The sequence below is a fragment of the Wenyingzhuangia marina genome, from assembly GCF_900130035.1.
GTDB lineage: Bacteria > Bacteroidota > Bacteroidia > Flavobacteriales > Flavobacteriaceae > Wenyingzhuangia > Wenyingzhuangia marina.
Genome location: NZ_FQXQ01000004.1, coordinates 57,724 through 78,612, shown reverse-complemented (window position 1 = coordinate 78,612; position 20,889 = coordinate 57,724). Strand labels below are relative to the sequence as shown.

The following is a 20,889-nucleotide window of genomic DNA, read 5'->3' as shown; positions in this document are numbered from 1 at the left end:
TAAAAAACGATATAAATACTTTATTTTAAAATATTTCTTGAAATCACTACTTTTTGTATTTCCGTAGTCCCCTCTCCTATAGTACATAGCTTGCTATCTCTATAAAACTTCTCTACAGGATAATCTTTAGTATACCCATATCCTCCGTGAATCTGAACTGCTTCATTCGACACTCTCACGCATGCTTCTGAAGCAAACATTTTAGCCATTGCTCCAATGGTAGTCATTTTCTCACCTAATTCCTTTTTGGCAGCTGCCTTGTGAGTTAACAATTCTGAAGCTTCTATTTCTGTGGCCATTTCTGCCAACTTAAAAGAAACACCTTGGAATGAAGAAATAGGCTTTCCAAACTGAATTCTTTCTTTTGAATATTTCAAAGCAGCTTCATAAGCTCCCTTAGCAACACCAATAGACAAGGCGGCTATAGATATTCTTCCGCCATCTAAAACTTTCATTGATTGAATAAATCCTTCACCTACTTTCCCTAACACATTTTCTTTAGAAATTCTACAGTTATCAAAAATAAGCTCTGCTGTTTCAGAAGCTCTCATTCCTAATTTGTTTTCTTTTTTTCCTGAACTAAAACCTGGAGTTCCTTTTTCTATCACAAAAGCAGTCATTCCATGAGAATCTCCCTTTTCTCCTGTTCTGGCAATTACCACAGCTATGTTCCCGCTAATGGCATGGGTAATAAAGTTTTTTGCTCCGTTTAACACATAATCATCTCCATCTAATACCGCAGTGGTATTCATTCCTCCAGCATCAGAACCTGTATTGTGTTCTGTCAGTCCCCAAGCACCAATCCACTCACCTGTCGCTAATTTTGGCAACCATTTTGCTTTTTGCTCTTCGTTTCCAAATTGCAAAATATGTCCTGTACAAAGTGAATTATGAGCTGCTACAGACAACCCTATAGAAGGATCTACTTTAGAAATCTCTTCAATAACTGTGATGTATTCATGGTAAGACAATCCTGATCCGCCATAAGCCTCAGGAACCAATACGCCCATAAATCCCATTTCACCTAACTTTTTAAATAAATCCACAGGAAATTCCTGTGACTCATCCCATTTAGAAACATTGGGAGCAATATGAATTTTTGCAAAATCTTGAATAGAAGATGCTATCATTTTTTGGGTTTCATTCGTCTCGAAATTCATTCAAAAAAATTTTTGTGTTTTTTAGTAAGCGTGCAAATATAAGCTTATTAAGTTAAATTTATCCTCAGGAAAATCTCTTATTATTTTCAACTCGGCTAAGTTCTGTATTTCAGCTACTTCTTTTCTGTATTCAATGATTGATTCTGCCAGTTTAGAATCTATATAAACAACTCTAGAAAGCTGATAAGCCGTAGCTGTATTGATATTTATTTTATCAATCCTAGGCTTTGACAACACTTGAAATTCTTTTTGAAATTGCTCTAAAACCTCCGGAGGAATTCCCCAAACCTCTTTTAATTGTGTATCATAGGTATAACCTCCTAATAAAGTTCTATACTTAATAATACTAGAAGCTCTTTTCTCTCCAATTCCTTTTACCTTCATCAGCTCTTCTAAACTAGCAGTATTAATATCCTTTACAACGAACACATCAACAATCTTTTCTTTTACTATTGATTTTTTCTTTGTAACCCAATCAGGAAACTTAAAATAAGGAGCGATGTTATTTAATAAAGAATCTGAGACCTGGGTTACTTTCTTAAAATCAGATGTAGAGTTGATATATTTTCCAGTACTTCTAAAAGTCATCAACCTGTCAATCTCCTCTATAGACATTCCTAATTGGTATGCTTTATAATCTGACAGGTAATTAGGGTTGAAAGGATAGATTTTTAATTCCTTGGTTTGATTCATTAACAAAACACTATCTAGTTGAGACTGTAGTTCTTTAGATACCGATGAAATTACAACAGAATTATTTTGAAAATTATTAAAAAACAACAAACCACCCTGTAGAACAATAACAATAAGTACCAATAAAAAAATCCCATTTCGTTGACTTCTTGAGTACAAAAAATGGGATTTAATATATTTCATTTTTATTTATTTTTAACTTTCCACTTTGTGCTTAATAGCAGTTAAGTATCGTTTAATCTCTTGCCTAACTTTTGGAGCCAATAATACCAAACCAATAATATTAGGAAAGACCATGGCAAAAATCATAGAATCTGAAAATTCTACTACAGAGTTTAATGAAGAAGAAGCTCCCACAACAATTACAAATAAAAATAATACTTTATAAGTAATATCTGCAACTTTTCCTTTTCCAAATAAATAACTCCATCCTTGAATTCCGTAATAAGACCAAGACAACATGGTAGAAAAAGCAAACAAAATAACAGCTACAGTCAACACTACAGAAAAGTGAGGTATAGAAGAATCAAATGCAACTGAAGTTAAATCTACCCCTCCTACTTTATCACCAGTACCATTCATAATTACATTACTTCCATCTAAGTTTGCATACCTAAACAAATCGTATTTTAAGTTAGTAATAATAATCACCAAAGCAGTCATACTACAAATAACTACAGTATCTACAAAGGGTCCTATACTCGCTACAATACCTTCACTTGCAGGGAATTTTGTTTTTACCGCTGCATGAGCAATAGAAGCAGAACCCACTCCGGCTTCATTAGAAAATGCTGCACGCTGAAAACCAACAATCATGACACCAACAAATCCACCTAACATGGCATTGTCTCCAAAAGCACCATCCCAAATTTGAAAAGCAGCTCTAGGAACCATGTCTATATTTTTAAATATGATAACAAGAGAAGCTCCAACAAATAATATCCCCATAAAAGGAACAATTTTTTCTGTTACTCTACCAATTCTCTTAATTCCTCCAATAATTACAACTCCTACCAAAGCAGCCAAAACCAAACCAAAAACAAAGCCTGATTTCATTCCTGTTAGAGACATAAACTGAGCAGTTGCTTGATTTGCCTGAAACATATTTCCTCCTCCTAGAGAACCTCCAACAACAAAAACAGCATACATCGCTGCCAAAACCTTACCTAGAACAGCCATGTTTTTTTCTTTCAATCCTTGTTTTAAGTAATACATAGGTCCTCCATAAATATTTCCTTCTGGACTTACTTCTCTATATTTCACTCCCAAAGTAGCTTCAACTAATTTAGTAGACATTCCTAAGAAACCAGCCAAGATCATCCAAATAATAGCCCCTGGACCTCCTAAGGCCATAGCGACTGCTACCCCTGCTATATTCCCTAAACCTACGGTAGCTGAAAGAGCTGCCGTTAAAGCCTGGAAGTGAGTTACAACTCCAATTACAGGAGTTGTTTTTCTCTCTTTGTCAGTATCTGCAATTTCTTTTATTGTTTCAATATCATCACCTTCTTCAAAAGCATGGTCTATTTCGTCATAATCTCCTTTGGTTGCCTTGATAGCTACTTTTAACAAACGAATATTAGCAAATTTAAAATACAACGTAAAAAAGAAAGCCCCCCCTAACAATATAACCAATACAATAGGCACTTGCTTAGGTCCAATGGTTATAGGATAAAATACAATTTGTGTTACTACATGCGAAATAGGTGCAAAATTCTCTTCAATTACCTCATCAATAGAAGCAAAGGAAATGGTTGGCAACAATAACAGTAGTACACCGACAGCTTTTTGAATAGTTTTTCGAATAGTTTTACTCATAAATTTCTTTAAATTTTTTAATTTGTTCAGGTCTTCCTAAGACGATTAATCTACATTTTGGTTCTAAAATCATTTGAGAAGATGGATTTACAATATAATCATCTTCTTCTGTAATAAAACCAATGACGTTGCATCCTGAATTTCTACGAACGTCTAAATCTTGTATCGATTTCATTAAATATTCCTCAGGCAATTCATCTACACCTATTTCTTCTAAATTGGCATTAGAATCACCTTCCATATTAATTCTATTCACAAACTCTACCAAATCGGGCGTTACTAAAAGAGAAGCCATGTGGTCTCCTCCAAGTTTATCGGGCATGATGACATGATTAGCTCCTGCAATCTTTAATTTTTTTGTAGCATTTTCATCGTTTGCCCTGCTAACAATATTTAATTTTTCATTTAGTTGCCTAGAAGACAAAACCACATATAAATTGTTTGCATCTGATGGTAAGGCTGTAATTAAACTTGATGCTTTTTCTATACCTGCATTTCTTAAAACATCGTCATTCGTAGCATCTCCTTTTACAAATTGAATCTCTTGATACATTGGATTTTCTATAAAATCCTCACTCTGTTCTATCACCACACAAGTTTTTTTAAATCTTTTTAACTTCTCGTATGATTGTCTTCCATTTCTTCCAAAACCACAAATAATGGTGTGTCCTTCTAATTTCGCAATTTCTTTTAATTCTTTTTTTACTCTAAAAGCATCCATAAGTACGTTGTTTGAAAAAAAATCTGAGATTACAGTTACTAAATATCCATAAACCCCAATACTCATTAAGAGTAATAATATAGTAAATAACTTTCCAGCATCATCTAGTGGCTTTACCTCCCCAAAACCCACCGTTGTTGTGGTAATAATGGTCATAAAAAAAGCATCTAACCAAGAATAGTCAAACGCTAAGAAAAACCCCAGAGTCCCTATAAGCAGAACAATGGCAAATAAAACTAAACCTTTATAAATTTTGCTCAGCATAGGGCTTTTATAAATCAAAAACGGATGTCCTCTTGGTCCTGACCATGTCTTTTAACCTTAATAAAAATGCCAAGGTTAAATAAATGGCAAAGGAAAACCCAAAGGTAACAAATGATATATACACAAAAAACAGTCGCACATTGGCGGTTCTTATCCCCATACGATCTGCCAATCTTGATGAAACATCAAAACCGTGTTTTTCAAAAAAATGTCGGATATCATTTATCAAACTCATTCCTTAAAATCAATTTAGCGCAAGTTAACAAAATGTTACTACTTATAATAACTAAGTAACAACATAACTTTATATGACTTAAAACATATATATTTTCTTTGTGTTTTTATTTCAATTAAAAAAAGATGATTTATTCTTAATAATTATACGAACAATTCCTCTTCTACCATTATATTTACAGTTCCCAATTAAAAATTTTAACTGTGAGTCAAGCCATCTTATCTTTACAAATTGCAAACAATACCCAACTCGCTCAAAACAACATACAAGCAGTCTTAGATTTATTAAATGAAGGAGCCACTGTTCCTTTTATTGCACGTTATAGAAAAGACCAAACTGGAGGATTAGAAGATCATGAAATTTTTAAAATTCAGAAAGAAGCTATTTCCATAGAAGAATTGGTTAAGAGAAAAGAATATGTGTTAGAAACCCTCAAAGAATTAAAGATTGATAACACACAATTGATTGACAATATTAAAAGTTGTTGGGATAAAAAACAACTAGAAGATTTATTTGCTCCGTACAAAAGCAAGCGTAAAACCAAAGCTAGTGTAGCTAAGGAAAACGGTTTAGAAGGTTTGGCAAAAATCATCATGTCACAAAAAAGTGACCAAATCAATATTCAACCTTTCATCAAAAACAACATCAAAAACGAAACTGAAGCCATTGAAGGGGCTATGGATATTATTAGTGAATGGATTACTGAACATAGTTATAGCAAAAATCAACTAAGGAGATTATTTAACCGAGAAGGAGTTTTAAAGAGTAAAATCAAAAAAGGAAAAGAAACGGAAGCTCAGGTTTACAAAACTTATTTTGAATTTGAACAAAAAGCAACAAGACTACCTTCACACAGAATTTTAGCCATTTTAAGAGGAACCAACGAAGGACTTTTAAGTTCTGGCATTAGTATAGACAAACAAACCGCTATTGAATTACTGGAAAGAAATTTTATCAAAAGTAAAAACAAAAGCGCTGAAATTGTAAAACAAGCCATTGCTAACACTTATGGAAAAAGCTTAAAACCATCTTTAGAAAAAGAATTGCTAAATGAACTAAAGTTAAAAGCAGATGTAGAAGCAATTCAGGTTTTTTCTAAAAACTTAGAACAGTTATTATTGGCAGCTCCTATTGGTAAAAAGAATGTTTTAGCCATAGACCCTGGTTTTAAAACAGGGTGTAAAGTAATCTGTTTAAACAAACAAGGAGATTTATTAGAAGACACTATTATTTATCCACATCCGCCACAGCAACAGCATAGCAAAAGCATAGATAAAGTATTACAACTACTAAATAAACACAAAATTGAAACCATTGCTATTGGGAATGGAACGGCTGGTAGAGAGACCGAAACATTTATAAAATCTATAAACCTTGCTAAAGACATTGCTATTTATTTGGTAAATGAAAACGGTGCTTCTATTTATTCTGCCTCCGAAATTGGTAGAGAAGAATTTCCTAACCACGATATTACCGTACGTGGAGCAGTAAGCATTGGTAGAAGATTGATGGACCCATTAGCAGAATTAGTTAAAATAGAACCTAAATCTATTGGTGTAGGACAGTATCAGCACGATGTTGATCAAACGCTTTTAAAAACTGAATTAGATCACGTAGTAGAAAAATGTGTAAATAAAATTGGCGTACAATTAAATACCGCTAGTAAATATTTATTGCAATATATTGCAGGAATTGGTCCTGGTTTGGCAAAAAACATTGTAGAATACAGAGCAAAAAACGGAAAGTTTAACAGTTTAAACGAACTTAAAAAAGTATCTCGTTTGGGCGATAAAGCTTTTGAACAATGTGCTGGTTTTTTACGTGTACAAGGAAAACAACCTTTAGACAATACGGGGATACATCCGGAACAATATTCTGTTGTAAATCAGATTGCTAAAGAACAAAAGTTATCTATAGAAAATTTAATTGGAAACAAAGATATTCTATCATTAAATAATGATATCAATTTACAAGAACAGATCGGAAAACTTACTTTAAATGATTTGCTAAACGAATTAGCCAAACCCAACATTGATCCTAGAAAACAAGAAGATCAATTAGAATTCAGCAAAAACATTACCACTATTAATGACTTGCATGATGGAATGATTTTACAAGGACAAGTAAGCAACATCACCAATTTTGGAGCTTTTATAGATTTAGGGATTAAAGAAAATGGATTGGTACATATCTCTCAAATTACCCATCAATTTATCAACTCTCCAAATGATGTTTTACACTTAAACCAAATTGTGACTGTTAAAGTAATTCAATTAGATTTAGACAATAAACGTATTGGTCTAACAATGAAATTATAACATAGAATTTTATTACATTTATATAACTTGATTATGAGCACCATGAGTAAAGAGGATTTTTTGAATAAAACTTTTATTCTTCAGTTTTTTAAATTGTCGTTGTTAACGGTTACAATCCTTTTAATAGCTTCGTATGTTATGTATTGTTCTAAAACAACAATAACTTTACAAAACTTAGAAAAAAACGAAATCAATAAACTTCAATTACAAGTAAATGAAATCACCCAAGATTTTAATATGGTAAAAAGAGATTTACTCTTTATACAAAGTTTAGCCTCTTCTACTAAGTTATTTAATTGTAATAAAGGAAGGGAAACCAACACCTTAAAAGAAGATATTTATAAATTTATAGAACATCAGGAAATATATAGCCAAATAAAAATTTTAAACAACAACGGCCTAGAGCTTATAAAATGCAATTACAATAATAATACGCTTCCTTCATTTGTTCCAGACAGTCTTTTAGTAGACAAATCGCATCGCTATTATTATCAAGAGATGAAAAGTTTAGATATTGGAGATCTTTACTTTTCTAAGTTTGATTTAAATATTGAAAACAAAAAAATTGAAATTCCATTCAATCAAGTTTTAAGAGCAGGATGTAAAATATCAAACTGTATTGGAGAAACTACAGGTTATTTAATTTTAAACTACCAAGGAAATGATTTGGTTAAAAGAATTAAAGATTTAAATATTAACAGCCCTAGCAATATCCATTTACTTGATCCTGATGGATATTTTTTAATATCACCAAATATTGAAAACAATTGGGGATTTATGTTTGATGATAAAAAGGACAATACTTATGCTCATATTTATCCTAATGCATGGAAGGATATTAAAGTTGCAAATAATGGACAGATTATTAATAAATACGGAATATTTACTTTTAATACCTTAAATTTTAGAAACATCAACAGCAAAACAACTAATGAGATTAACTACTTTTCTACAGATGAATATTGGAAAGTAGTTTCATTTGTTCCTGCTTTAAAATTAGAAGCTCTTAAAAAAGAAATTCTAACGGCATACTTTCAACCAGTAATCTTATTAGTATTATTAGCCTTATTCACTTCTTTTATACTAGCCTATTACAGATCTAAAAATATTGAATACAACCAAAAAATACAGTGCATTAATAAAGACTTACAAATTGCTAATCATGAACTTGAAAATTTAGACAACATTAAAAATGATTTTTTAGCCATTATTAGTCACGAAATAAACACCCCTCTTAACGGTATTTTAGGATTCACTAATGTATTAAAAGACGAGTTAAAAAGCTCCGAACTAATTGATTTTGTTAAGTTATTAGAAGAATCTGCCAACCGACTTTTATCTTTTTCTAAATTAAGTTTAAGAATTACAGAATTAAGAACTCAAAAAGACAGTTTTATAAAAAAACCTATTCTACTTAATCAAGTATTAGGTTTGTGTTCTCTAAAACTATCTTCAAAACTAAATGACAAAAAAATACATCTAAATATAGAGGATAGCCCTGAAAATTTTACCATTCAAGGAGACCCAACATTAATTTTATATAGTTTAGAAAAAATCATCAAAAACGCAATACAACACTCCAACGAAAATAGTTCTATTGATGTAAAACTAAGTACTCAAAACCATCAGATTATATGTAAAGTTATTGATGAAGGAGAAGGTTTTAGTGAGTATGCATTAAACAATTTATTTAAACTATTTGCCTCAGATAAAGAAAAGACCGATAAAAATAAAGGTCTAGAATTGGCTTTGATTAAATTAATTATGGAAGTTCACAATGCTGATATAAAAATAACCAACAACCCGGATAAAGGAGCTACGGTAACGCTAATTTTTAACATCTAAATTTTAAAATGGGTTTGTTATTTTTTTTGAATTTGTATTGTTTTTTAATATACATTTATCCCAAAATTAAAGCAAGATGAACACCTTTTAATGAACAAGTATATTGTTGTAAATCAACCTGAAAAATGGAATTTTTCGATTGACACAATTTTTGTTATTTCCCCTCAAGAATATCTTACCAACCCCAAATACGCTTTGCTAAAAAAAGCAAGGATTTTCAACCTTTGTAAAGACTACAGCTATCAATCTAAAGGATATTATGTGTCTTTATTAGCAGAGGCTCGTGGACATTTGGTATCGCCAACCGTTAAAAACTTAGTAGATTTAAAAACCTTAAAAATTGTAAGGATTTTATCTGATGAGTTTGACAATGTTATTCAACAAAGTTTAAAAAACATTAAATCTAGAGAGTTTACCTTAAGTATTTACTTTGGTCAAAACGTGGCTCAAAAATACAAGGAGTTAAGTAGTTTGTTTTACAAACATTTTCAAATTCCGTTTGTACGTGTCAACTTTGTGTTTAACAACAAGTGGCAAATACAAAGCATTAAACCCATTTCCGAGGCAGAAATTCCTTTGGAACACATGGAAGATGTACAGATTTTTGCCAATCAATATTTTTCTAAAAAACGTTACGACAAACCCAAGTTAACCAAATACGATTTTGATTTGGCTATTTTGGTAAACCCAAACGATCCTGCTCCTCCTAGCAACGCCAAGGCCATTAAAAAGTTTATGGACATTGCTGAGAAAATGCATATTTATACTGAAATTATTCAGCCTAAAGATTTGTCTAAACTAACTTCTTTTGATGCTTTGTTTATCAGACAAAGTACCGAGGTGAATAACGAGGCTTATATGTTTGCCCGCAAAGCACAACAAGAATCTATTGCTATTGTAGATTATCCTGATGCTATTTTAAAATGCTGTAACAAAGTGTACATGGCCGAAGCTTTACAAAACGCGAACATCAGTACTCCAAAAACAGCAATTATTCATAGCGATAACAAAGAAAAAGTCATAGACACTATTGGTTTTCCTTGTGTTTTAAAAGCCCCCGATTCTACTTTTTCTTTTGGAGTTAAAAAAGCAACTTCTAAAGAAGAGTACAACACTATGGTTGGTGATATGCTAAAAGAATCGGACTTAATTATTGCTCAAGAATTTTGTCCATCAGATTATGATTGGCGAATCGGAATTATTGATGGTGAACCGTTTTTTGCTTGTAAATATTACATGGCCAAAGGTCACTGGCAAATTTATAACTGGAGTGCCAAAAAGAAAAAAGAACAAGACGGACTATCAGAATGTTTACCCATAGAAAAAGTTCCTAAAAAAGTAATTAACATGGCTGTAAAATCTGCCAAGTTGATGGGAAAAGGATTATACGGAATAGACATCAAAGTCATAAACAACGAACCAATGGTGATAGAAATTAACGACAACCCCAATATTGATGTGGGTGTAGAAGATGAATATTACGGTGATTTGGTATACACAAAAATTTTAACAGCCCTTAAAAATCGTTTAGAATAAAATGAATAATGTTTATCATTTATTTGAAGTATTCGGTATTGAGCTAGAATACATGTTAGTTAACAATTCAACTTTTAAAGTAAATCCAAAAGTAGCAGAGGTTTTAACTGCTAAAAATGGCGTTTTAATTGATGATATTGAAAACGGAGCCATTGCATGGAGTAACGAATTGGTTGCGCATGTTATAGAAATTAAAACCAATGGTCCTACGGATGAATTGAATGGTTTGGCTGATGCCTTTCATCAAAATATTTTAGAAATCAACAATCTATTAAAACCTTTTGATAGCAAATTGTTGGGTACTGCTTGCCACCCATTGATGAATCCTTTTGAGGAAACCAAACTTTGGGAGCATGGTTCCAACGAGATTTATGAATTGTACAACAAAATTTTTGATTGTAGAGGTCACGGATGGAGCAACTTACAAAGTATGCACATTAACTTGCCTTTTGCCAACGATGAAGAGTTTGAAAAACTACATGCTGCCATTCGTATTTTGTTACCTATCCTTCCAGGATTATGTGCTAGTTCCCCTATTTTAGATGGAAAAATTACTGGTTTTAAAGATAGTAGATTAGAAAGTTATAAAACCAATCAAAAAGAAATTCCTGTCATTGCAGGGAAAGTAGTTCCTGAACAAGCTTTTAGTAAAGAAGCTTATGAAGCTGGTATTTATTTACCCATTCAAAAAGCTATTGAGCCTTTTAACGAAGATGGAATTTTAGATTATCACTTTGTAAACTCAAGAGGTGCCATTGCTAGATTTGATAGAAATGCCATTGAAATTAGAGTCATTGATATTCAAGAATGCCCAAAAGCCGATATCGCTATTGCTGTGTTGGTGATTGAAGTTTTAAAATTATTGGTTTACCATCCTTTTACCTCTTTAATATCACAAAAAGATTGGCATCAAAATGAATTAGCCAGCATACTAAATAAAATCATCAAAGAGGGTGAAAATTATGAAATCACAAACTTTGGCTATTTAGAAGAACTAGGTTTAGGAGATCATTGTTTGGTAAAAGATGTTTGGAAACATTTGTATGAACATGTTAAAAACAACATTGCTCCTCATTACAGAGAAGCTTTAGAAGTTATTTTAAACAAAGGGACTTTGGCTACCCGAATTGAAAAGGCTTTGAATGATAATATGTCTCCTGAAAACATTACTATGGTTTATATAAAATTAGCTGATTGTTTACAATCCAATATTTTATTCGATATTTAAAGCATGAAATTAATTCTTTCTTGTGAACACGGAGGAAATCAAATTCCTTTAGCCTACGACAAACTGTTTCAAAAACATGAAACTATTTTAAAAACGCACAAAGGTTATGATCCTGGTGCTTTAGATTTATTTAAATTTTTACGACCACTTGCTACATACAGTAAAAGCAATGAAATTAGTCGTTTATTGATTGAGTTGAATAGATCTTTACATCACCCTGCCTTGTTTTCAGAGTGCACAAAATCTTTAAGTAAAGAACAAAAGCAAGTTTTAATAAAACAGTATTATTTAATTTACAGAAGTAAAATCACTCAACAAATAGAGAATATTTTAGACTGTAATAAAAGTGTATTCCATCTATCCATTCACACGTTTACTCCTGTTTTCAAAGGAGTCACTCGAAAATGTGATATTGGTATTTTGTATGATCCTGCTAAAGAATTAGAAAAAAACATTGCCAAACAATTAAAAACGGAACTAAAAAAAAGAGCTCCCGAATTGAATGTACGTTTTAACTATCCATACAAGGGAGTGAGCGATGGATTTACCAAAACGCTTAGAAAACAGTTTCCTGAAAAATATGTAGGAATTGAACTAGAAATTAATCATAAGTTTGCTATTCAAAATCAAATGGGTGATGATTTAAAACAAATGCTTTATGAATCTGTACAAGAAGTTCTAACACAAAATATTCCAAAAAGATTAAACTCATAAAGTTTCATCTTTTTTATTTTTATTAATTACATTCAAAAAACCAGAACTTAAATCTATCTACAAATTAATCTTATCAGAAACACCTCTCGATACTTCGTTTGTCTCCACTCCGTTTCAACAAACTCAACTCGAAGTGACATCATCACATCTTTAAATCTACTTATGTCAGTTCGAGTGATTTTATGAAGTGGAACGAAATAAAATTGTATGGAGAACAAGAATCGGGTTTTAAATATCTTTTAGGAAACTTACATTTGTAAAGCCTCATGATAACATCAATGGAAAACAACAACAATTATCAAATTATAGAAAAAGCCATTGCTTTTATTGAGCAGCATAAAAACGAGCAACCTAGTTTAGAAACCATCGCTGCAGCAGTAAACCTAAGCCCGCACTATTTCCAAAAAATGTTTACGCAATGGGCAGGAGTTAGTCCTAAAAAGTTTTTGCAATACTTAAACATTCAACACGCAAAAAACTTATTAAAAACACCTGAACAAACCCTTTTTAATACAGCTATAGAAACAGGTTTATCTGGCACTGGAAGACTCCATGATTTATTTATTAAAATTGAAGGAATGACTCCCGGAGAATATAAAAATCAAGGAAAAAACTTAACGATTTATTATCAAGACTACTCAAGCATTTTTGGAGCTATTTTAATTGCCAATACAGATAAAGGTATTTGTCATATTTCTTTTATTGATGATTTGGAAACCGATATTCAATATTTAAAAAACAGATATCCAAATGCAACTTATAAAAACGAAAAACACCTATTGCAAAATCAAGCTGTAGATATTTTTCAAAACCCACTAACCAATAAAACATCTTTACAACTACATATTAAAGGTACCGATTTTCAATTAAAAGTTTGGGAAGCCTTGTTAAAAATTCCTTTAGGAAAGTTGAGTACTTACGGAGATATTGCTCAGCAAATTCAACAACCAAAAGCCAGCCGAGCAGTAGGAACAGCTATTGGAAACAATCCTATTGCCTTTTTAATTCCTTGCCACAGAGTGATTAAATCTACGGGAGTTTTTGGAAATTATATGTGGGGAGCTACTAGAAAAACTTCTATCATTGGTTGGGAAGCTGCAAAAACAGAATTGTAAATGGATCTATTTAACCCCAACCCATCCAACCTTTTACCTTTTGATGGAGAAGTATATTATTATCCTAATATTTTAAGCATATCTGACTCCAAAAAATATTATGAAAACTTACTCAAAAATATTGAATGGAAAAATGATGAAGCCATCATCTTTGGTAAACATATTGTAACCGATAGAAAAGTGGCTTTGTATGGGAATTCCAATTTTTTATATGGATATTCTAACACCATCAAGAAAGCCTTACCATGGACAAAAGAACTCATCGATTTAAAAAAAATTGCAGAACAGAAATGTAACATTTCTTTTAACGCCTGTTTGTTGAATTTGTATCATAACGGAAACGAAAATATGGGTTGGCATTCCGATGATGAAAAAGCATTAGGCAACCAACCCGTAATTGCTTCTATTAGTTTGGGTGCCGATAGAAAATTTTCTTTTAAACACAAAACCACCAAACAAACCGTTTCTCTTGTCCTTGAAAAAGGAAGTTTATTAATTATGAAAGGAGATACTCAACCCCATTGGTTGCATAAATTACCACCTACTACTTTGGTAAAATCTCCACGAATCAATTTAACATTTAGAAACATTCTCAGTTAAAACAACTTCTCGATACTTCGTTTATCTCCAATTTGTTCTAATAAACGCAACTCGAAGTGACATCATCACAACTTTAAATATTGAACATTGAACTTAGATGAACAAACTTTAAATCTTAAACCTTGAACATAAAACTATAAATCTTAACTTCGTGGTTTTGCAAAAAACACATGGCAACAAACGAGTATATAGAAGTTTTAGGAGCTAGAGCTCACAACTTAAAAAACATTGATGTAAAAATCCCGAGAGACAAGCTAGTCGTTATTACTGGTTTAAGTGGAAGTGGAAAATCATCTTTAGCTTTTGACACTATTTATGCCGAAGGACAACGTAGATATATAGAAACATTTTCTGCTTATGCCCGTCAGTTTTTAGGTGGCTTAGAAAGACCCGATGTTGATAAAATTGATGGATTATCTCCTGTGATTGCCATTGAGCAAAAAACCACCAATAAAAGTCCACGTTCTACCGTAGGAACCATTACAGAAATTTACGATTTTTTACGTTTGTTATACGCTCGTGTAGCCGATGCTTATTCTTACAACACCAATGAAAAAATGGTGAGTTATTCCGATGAGCAAATCAAAGAGTTAATTTTACAAGATTTTGATGGTGAAAAAACCTTGATTTTAGCTCCTGTAGTAAAATCTAGAAAAGGACATTATCGTGAATTGTTCGAGCAAATTGCCAAACAAGGATTTACCAAAGTTCGTGTAGATGGTGAAATTTTAGACATCACCAAAGGCATGAAAGTAGATCGATACAAAACACATGACATTGAAATTGTCATCGATCGTTTGGTTATTAATAGTGAGCAAGAAAAACGTTTGGAAGAAACTATCAAAACCGCTATGTATGCTGGTGATGGTGTTTTAATGGTGATGAAGTTTAACGAGAAAAATGCTCGTTATTTTAGTAGGGCCTTAATGTGTCCAACCACTGGTATTTCATATCCCTTACCAGAACCTAACTCTTTTTCTTTTAACTCTCCTAAAGGAGCTTGTCCTAAATGTAGCGGATTGGGACATGTAGCAGAAATTGAACTCAAAAAAGTAATTCCGGATGATGGTATTTCTATCAAAGATGGTGGAATTATTCCTTTAGGAACTCAAAAAAACACATGGATTTTTAAGCAACTGCAAACCATTGCCAATGCATATCAATTTAGTTTAGAAGATCCTATTGCCAAGATTCCCGAGACTGCTATGAACATTATTTTAAATGGTGGTAAAGAATTTATACAAGTAAAAGCCAAAGTTGCAGGTGTTACTAAAAGTTATGAGATAGATTTTGAAGGAATTGTTTCTTTTATAGAAAGTCAACACAAAAATACAGATTCTAAAAGCATCCAACGTTGGGCAAAAGATTTTATGAATGACGTGGTTTGTAGTGAATGTAATGGAAGCCGTTTACGCAAAGAATCTCTTTATTTTAAAATTGATGGATACGATTTAGGAGTGTTAACTTCTATGGATATTAAAGAACTGGCTCATTGGTTTGATACTATTGATAACAAATTAAGCAACAAACAAAAAACCATTGGTGCAGAAATCACCAAAGAAATAAGAACCCGAATTCAGTTTTTATTAGATGTTGGATTGGATTATTTAACACTTAATAGAACCTCAAAATCATTATCAGGAGGTGAAGCACAACGTATTCGTTTGGCTACTCAAATTGGTTCTCAATTGGTTGGAGTATTATATATTTTAGATGAACCAAGTATTGGATTACACCAACGTGATAATGAAAAACTAATCAACTCTTTAGAACAGTTAAGAGATGTTGGAAATTCGGTTTTGGTAGTAGAACATGATAAAGATATTATGGAACGTGCCGATCACGTCATCGATATTGGTCCCGGAGCAGGAATTCACGGAGGAGAAATTGTAAGTCAAGGATCTTATGATTTATTCTCTAAAGTAGAAACCCTAACTGCCGATTATTTAACTGGTAGAAAAACCATTGAAGTTCCTAAAAAACGTAGAGAAGGAAACGGAAAAGAATTAATTTTAAAAGGAGCGACAGGTAACAATTTAAAAAATGTAACTGCTCATTTTCCTTTAGGAAAACTAGTTTGTATTACAGGAGTTTCCGGTAGTGGAAAATCTACTTTAATTAACGGAACGCTCTACCCTATTTTAAATGCACATATTTACAATGGCGTTAAAAAACCTCAACCATATAAAAGTATTGAAGGACTAGAACATATTGATAAAATCATCGATATTGATCAATCTCCTATTGGTAGAACTCCACGCTCTAATCCTGCAACTTATACCAAAACTTTTGATGAAATAAGAAGTTTATTTGCCAAAACCCCAGAAGCCATGATTCGTGGTTACAAACCTGGTCGTTTTTCTTTTAATGTAAGTGGCGGTAGATGTGAAACTTGTGAAGGTGGCGGAATGCGTGTAATTGAAATGAATTTTTTACCCGATGTTCATGTAGAATGTGAAACTTGTCAAGGGAAACGTTTTAACAGAGAAACCTTAGAAATTCGTTACAAAGGAAAATCTATTTCTGATATTTTAGAAATGACCATTAACGAAGCCGTTGTCTTTTTTGAACATATCCCTAAAATTCACAGAAAAATAAAAACCATTAAGGAAGTTGGTTTGGGATACATTACTTTAGGACAACAATCTACTACTTTGTCTGGTGGTGAAGCACAACGTATTAAATTGGCTGCTGAATTATCAAAAAGAGATACGGGAAATACCTTTTACATTCTAGATGAACCTACCACTGGACTACATTTTGAAGACATTAGAGTTTTGATGAATGTAATTCAAAAATTGGTTGATAAAGGCAATTCTGTTTTGATTATTGAACACAACATGGATGTGATAAAACTTGCCGATCATATTATAGATATAGGACCCGAAGGAGGTAAAGGTGGCGGTAAAATTATTTGCTCTGGAACCCCCGAAGAAGTTGCGCAACATAAAAAAAGCTATACGGCTCGATTCTTGAAGAAAGAACTATAACTCATGTTCTATTTTTTGTATCTTAACATGAGTTATTATTTACAAAAGATTTTACATACATGACAGATCAGGAAAACGAAGAAGATAAAATTTACGATAAGTTTGAGCAAAAAGATTGGAATGAAATAAAAACCAACGACTCATGGGCAGTATTTAAAATTATGTCTGAGTTTGTTGATGGATACGAAAAACTTGGAAAAATAGGACCTTGCGTTACTATTTTTGGATCCGCAAGAACAAAACCAAACGATAAAAATTATTTATTAGCCGAAGAAATTGCCTTTAAATTAACCAAAAGTGGTTTTGGAATTATTACCGGTGGTGGACCAGGAATTATGGAGGCTGGTAACAAAGGAGCTCGTAAAGGAAATGGAGTTTCGGTAGGTTTAAATATTGATTTGCCTTTTGAACAACACAACAACCCTTGGATAGACAAAGACAAAAGTTTGTACTTTGATTACTTTTTTGCAAGAAAAGTAATGTTTGTAAAATACTCTCAAGGTTTTATTGTAATGCCTGGAGGGTTTGGAACTTTAGATGAACTATTTGAAGCCATCACTTTAATTCAAACAAAAAAAATTGGTCGTTTCCCAATTGTATTGGTAGGAACTTCTTATTGGAGTGGTTTACTAGATTGGATTAAAGAACGTTTGTTAGAAGATTACAAAACCATTAGTCCCGAGGATTTAAACTTATTTAGATTAGTAGATACAGCTGATGAAGCAGTTGAACATTTAAACAAATTCTACGAAAAATATCATTTAAAACCTAACTTTTAATGTTCAAGGTATTTTTTCGCATCATACTTTTATTAACAGGATTAAGCATTTATAGTCAAAAAAACCAAACGACTATAAATGCTCAATTGTTTGCGGAAAAAAATATTCTAAATATCTCCCAAGAACTCACCTATTACAACACTAGTAAAGACACTTTACATGAAATTGTATTAAGAAACTGGGCAGATAGTTATAGAGATAATGAAACCCCTTTGGCCAAAAGATTATTAGAGGATTATAAGACTGATTTTTATTTCTCTAAAGATGATGATCGTGGATATTCACAAATCAACAGTATCAAATCAAACAACAAAAACCTTAGCTACCACTCGCCTATTCATCAAAAAGATTTGATCTATGTAAACCTAAAAAACCCTCTATTCCCCAATAAAAATATTACTATTTCTTTAAAATATACCATTAAAATACCCGATGCTAAATTTACAGGAAGCGGAAAAAAAGGGATGGATTATTATTTACAAGATTGGTACATTTCTGCTGCTCCATATGAAGAGGCATGGGTCTTAGATTCTCATAACAATTTAAACTACCAATATAACACACCTACAGACTTTAATATCAACTTCAAGGTTCCTATTGGTTTTCAGGTTCACAGTGCTTTTCATCAAGAAAAAAAAATTGGAAGTGATTTCTTAAACTATCACCTAAGCGGAGAAGACTTTGTAAAAGCCAACATTAGTATTACTTTTTTAAAATCTTATTTAAAAGTAAACACTGGAAAAACAAATATTATTACTGATTTTATTTCTGAGGATTTTGACACAGCCATACAAGAGGAAAAGATGCAACAAATGATGTCTTTTTTAGAAAAAAACTTGGGACAACTTCCTCATAAACAAATTCTTGTTGAAAAAGAAACTTACAACCAAAAACCTATTTATGAATTGAAATATTTACCTAAAATATTTCATCCCTATGAAGAACAATTTAAATGGGAAATTAAATTCTTTAAAACTTTAAGTTCTGAATATATTGATCAAGTGATTTTAAACAACAAATACAAGTATTATTGTTTTAACGAAGGTTTAGAAGTTTATTTGTTTATTCAATATATGAATGAAAACCATCCTAATTCAAAACTAATAGGACGTTTATCTGAAATTTGGGGACTTAGATCTATGAATATTGCTAAAAGTAAATTCACTGATAAGTTTTCTATCGTTCATCAAATTACTGCAAGAGAAAATTTAGATCAAAGTTTAAACACTCCGTTAAAAGAATTATCTAACTATAACAAAAAAGTCATCACTCCATACAAAGCAGGATTAAGTTTTGTTTTTTTAGAACATTATATAGGTAAAGAAAAACTACAAAATTCTATTAAAGAATACATTCATAAAAACCTTAATAAAACCAGTAATCCTAAAGATTTAATAAATATTTTACAAAAAAATAGTTCTAAAGACATTTCTTGGTTTATGGAAGAATGGGTGAATTCTAACAAAAAAATAGATCATAAAATAAGTAAAGCTACCTTTAAAAAAGACAGTGTATACATTACTTTAAAAAACCGAAGAAGTATTAAAACCCCTGTAGCTATATATGGTTTAAAAAATAACGAAATTAAAAGTAAAACATGGACAGACGGATTTTCGGACACAAAAAAAATAGCCATTAAAAATGATAGTTTAGACAAGGTTATTTTAAACTATGAAAATGATTACCCAGAAATTAACAATCGAAACAATTGGAAAAATGCCAAACCCAAATTATTTGAACGTCCGTTAAAAATTAAATTGTTAAAAGATTTAAACAACCCTAATGCACATCAAGTTTTTTTAAACCCTGAGTTTGCTTACAACTTATACGATGGTGTTATTTTAGGAATTGGAATTCAAAACAAAGCTTTTATTCACAAAAACTTTGAATACAAACTAAAACCAACCTTTAGTACCGCTAGTGGTACCCTAACCGGTGGATTCGATTTTTCTTATACTGTTTTCCCAGAAAAAACCAATGTTTTTGATGTAAGTTTAGGAATGAGTGGTAGTAATTATCACTATACAAAAGACCTTAACTATAATGTTATCTCTCCATATTTTGAAATCGCTTTTAAGCAACCAAATATGAGAGCTATTGGAACCAATAAAATTACCGCTCGATTTTTAGGAATCAATAAAGAAGTTGCACCAGGAACAACACAAACAGACGAAGACAAATATCAGTTATTTAAAGTTGCTTATAACTATAGAAAAAATCAGCTTATTAACGATTATAAATTAAACATCAGCACAGAAATAGCAACGAAGTTTTCTAAATTAACTACTGATTTTAGATATCGTCATTTAACCAATAAAAAACGACCTGTTGAGTTTAGATTTTTTGGTGGAATCTTTTTACGAAACGCCTCAACCTCAGATTATTTTAGTTTTAATCAACATACTGCAAATGATTATTTATTTGAACTTCCATATTTAGGAAGATCCGAAACTTCAGGGGTCTTAAGTCAGCAATATGTAAAAGCCGAAGGAGGTTTTGTTAGTCAAAACGAACCTGGATTTTCTAATCAATGGCTAACAAGTATTAACACCAGTATTGGAATTGTAAGATGGGTAGAAGCTTTTAACAATATCTCTTTATCAAAAAGTAAAACTGAAGCTGCTTTTTTTGATTATGAAGGAGGGATTAGACTAAACTTTATTCCAGATATTTTAGAATTTTATTTACCTATTTACAACAAAGAAGGTTTTGTTCCAAAAGATAATAAATACTACGAAAACATCAGATTTACAGTTACTTTAAAAGCCCAACCACTCATTAAATTCTTTAAACAACAGTTGTTTTAAAACAGACACAAGGGTTCTTTTTGTTTAACTTTAATATACCAGTAGAAATACGTAACTTTACCCTCT

At 31.7% G+C, this 20,889-nt stretch carries 15 protein-coding genes; 10 read left to right on the top strand and 5 right to left on the bottom strand.

Translation table 11 applies throughout. The features are described from left to right. Positions 1 to 20: 20 nt before the first annotated feature. The 5 genes from BUB70_RS09790 to BUB70_RS14270 are packed head-to-tail and all read right to left on the bottom strand — an operon-like array spanning position 21 to position 4,891. Positions 21 to 1,160 carry an acyl-CoA dehydrogenase family protein gene (locus tag BUB70_RS09790; RefSeq protein WP_073121065.1) on the bottom strand — a complete coding sequence of 380 codons (1,140 nt, stop codon included), beginning with the start codon at positions 1,158 to 1,160 and terminating at the stop codon, positions 21 to 23. 21 nt (positions 1,161 to 1,181) lie between these two features. Further along, positions 1,182 to 2,036 (bottom strand): ComEA family DNA-binding protein, encoded by an 855-nt coding sequence (locus tag BUB70_RS09785; RefSeq protein WP_073121063.1) that lies wholly within the window; start codon positions 2,034 to 2,036, stop codon positions 1,182 to 1,184. Positions 2,037 to 2,048: 12 nt separating this feature from the next. Further along, positions 2,049 to 3,671, bottom strand: coding sequence for an alanine/glycine:cation symporter family protein (locus BUB70_RS09780; protein ID WP_073121061.1), 1,623 nt, complete (start codon positions 3,669 to 3,671; stop codon positions 2,049 to 2,051). Beyond that, positions 3,664 to 4,656 (bottom strand): potassium channel family protein, encoded by a 993-nt coding sequence (locus BUB70_RS09775; RefSeq protein ID WP_188351959.1) that lies wholly within the window; start codon positions 4,654 to 4,656, stop codon positions 3,664 to 3,666. The genes BUB70_RS09780 and BUB70_RS09775 overlap by 8 nt, the downstream gene beginning before the upstream one ends. 7 nt (positions 4,657 to 4,663) lie before the next feature. Continuing rightward, positions 4,664 to 4,891: a PspC domain-containing protein gene (locus BUB70_RS14270; protein ID WP_229742992.1), complete on the bottom strand. Its 228-nt coding sequence runs from the start codon at positions 4,889 to 4,891 to the stop codon at positions 4,664 to 4,666. Between the two features lie 203 nt (positions 4,892 to 5,094). On the opposite strand from BUB70_RS14270, the gene BUB70_RS09765 reads away from it, so the two are divergent. The 10 genes from BUB70_RS09765 (at position 5,095) to BUB70_RS09720 (ending at position 20,823) form a co-directional block, all read left to right on the top strand. Next, complete coding sequence (locus BUB70_RS09765; protein ID WP_073121058.1) at positions 5,095 to 7,209, top strand: Tex family protein; 2,115 nt, start codon at positions 5,095 to 5,097, stop codon at positions 7,207 to 7,209. A 138-nt stretch (positions 7,210 to 7,347) separates the two neighbouring features. Beyond that, entirely contained in the window at positions 7,348 to 9,054 is a 1,707-nt protein-coding gene (locus BUB70_RS09760; RefSeq protein ID WP_159431427.1) for a sensor histidine kinase, read from the top strand. Positions 9,055 to 9,144: 90 nt separating this feature from the next. Next, complete coding sequence (locus tag BUB70_RS09755) at positions 9,145 to 10,590, top strand: RimK family protein (protein WP_073121054.1); 1,446 nt, start codon at positions 9,145 to 9,147, stop codon at positions 10,588 to 10,590. A 1-nt stretch (position 10,591) separates the two neighbouring features. Next, positions 10,592 to 11,818, top strand: coding sequence for a carboxylate-amine ligase (locus tag BUB70_RS09750; RefSeq protein WP_073121052.1), 1,227 nt, complete (start codon positions 10,592 to 10,594; stop codon positions 11,816 to 11,818). Positions 11,819 to 11,821: 3 nt separating this feature from the next. Continuing rightward, the gene (locus BUB70_RS09745; RefSeq protein ID WP_073121050.1) at positions 11,822 to 12,532 is read left to right on the top strand and encodes an N-formylglutamate amidohydrolase; all 711 of its coding nucleotides are present in this window, start codon (positions 11,822 to 11,824) and stop codon (positions 12,530 to 12,532) included. 266 nt (positions 12,533 to 12,798) lie between these two features. Next, positions 12,799 to 13,647 carry a bifunctional helix-turn-helix domain-containing protein/methylated-DNA--[protein]-cysteine S-methyltransferase gene (locus BUB70_RS09740; RefSeq protein ID WP_084730247.1) on the top strand — a complete coding sequence of 283 codons (849 nt, stop codon included), beginning with the start codon at positions 12,799 to 12,801 and terminating at the stop codon, positions 13,645 to 13,647. Next, a complete protein-coding gene (locus tag BUB70_RS09735; protein WP_073121046.1) occupies positions 13,648 to 14,247 on the top strand; it encodes an alpha-ketoglutarate-dependent dioxygenase AlkB family protein in 600 nt (199 codons plus the stop codon). 170 nt (positions 14,248 to 14,417) lie between these two features. Beyond that, positions 14,418 to 17,237 (top strand): excinuclease ABC subunit UvrA, encoded by a 2,820-nt coding sequence (uvrA, locus tag BUB70_RS09730; protein WP_073121044.1) that lies wholly within the window; start codon positions 14,418 to 14,420, stop codon positions 17,235 to 17,237. 59 nt (positions 17,238 to 17,296) lie between these two features. Further along, positions 17,297 to 18,016: an LOG family protein gene (locus BUB70_RS09725; RefSeq protein WP_073121042.1), complete on the top strand. Its 720-nt coding sequence runs from the start codon at positions 17,297 to 17,299 to the stop codon at positions 18,014 to 18,016. Next, positions 18,016 to 20,823, top strand: a complete 2,808-nt coding sequence (locus BUB70_RS09720; RefSeq protein WP_073121040.1) for a M1 family aminopeptidase — start codon at positions 18,016 to 18,018, stop codon at positions 20,821 to 20,823. Before BUB70_RS09725 ends, BUB70_RS09720 begins: the two co-directional genes overlap by 1 nt. The last annotated feature ends 66 nt before the right edge of the window (positions 20,824 to 20,889 follow it).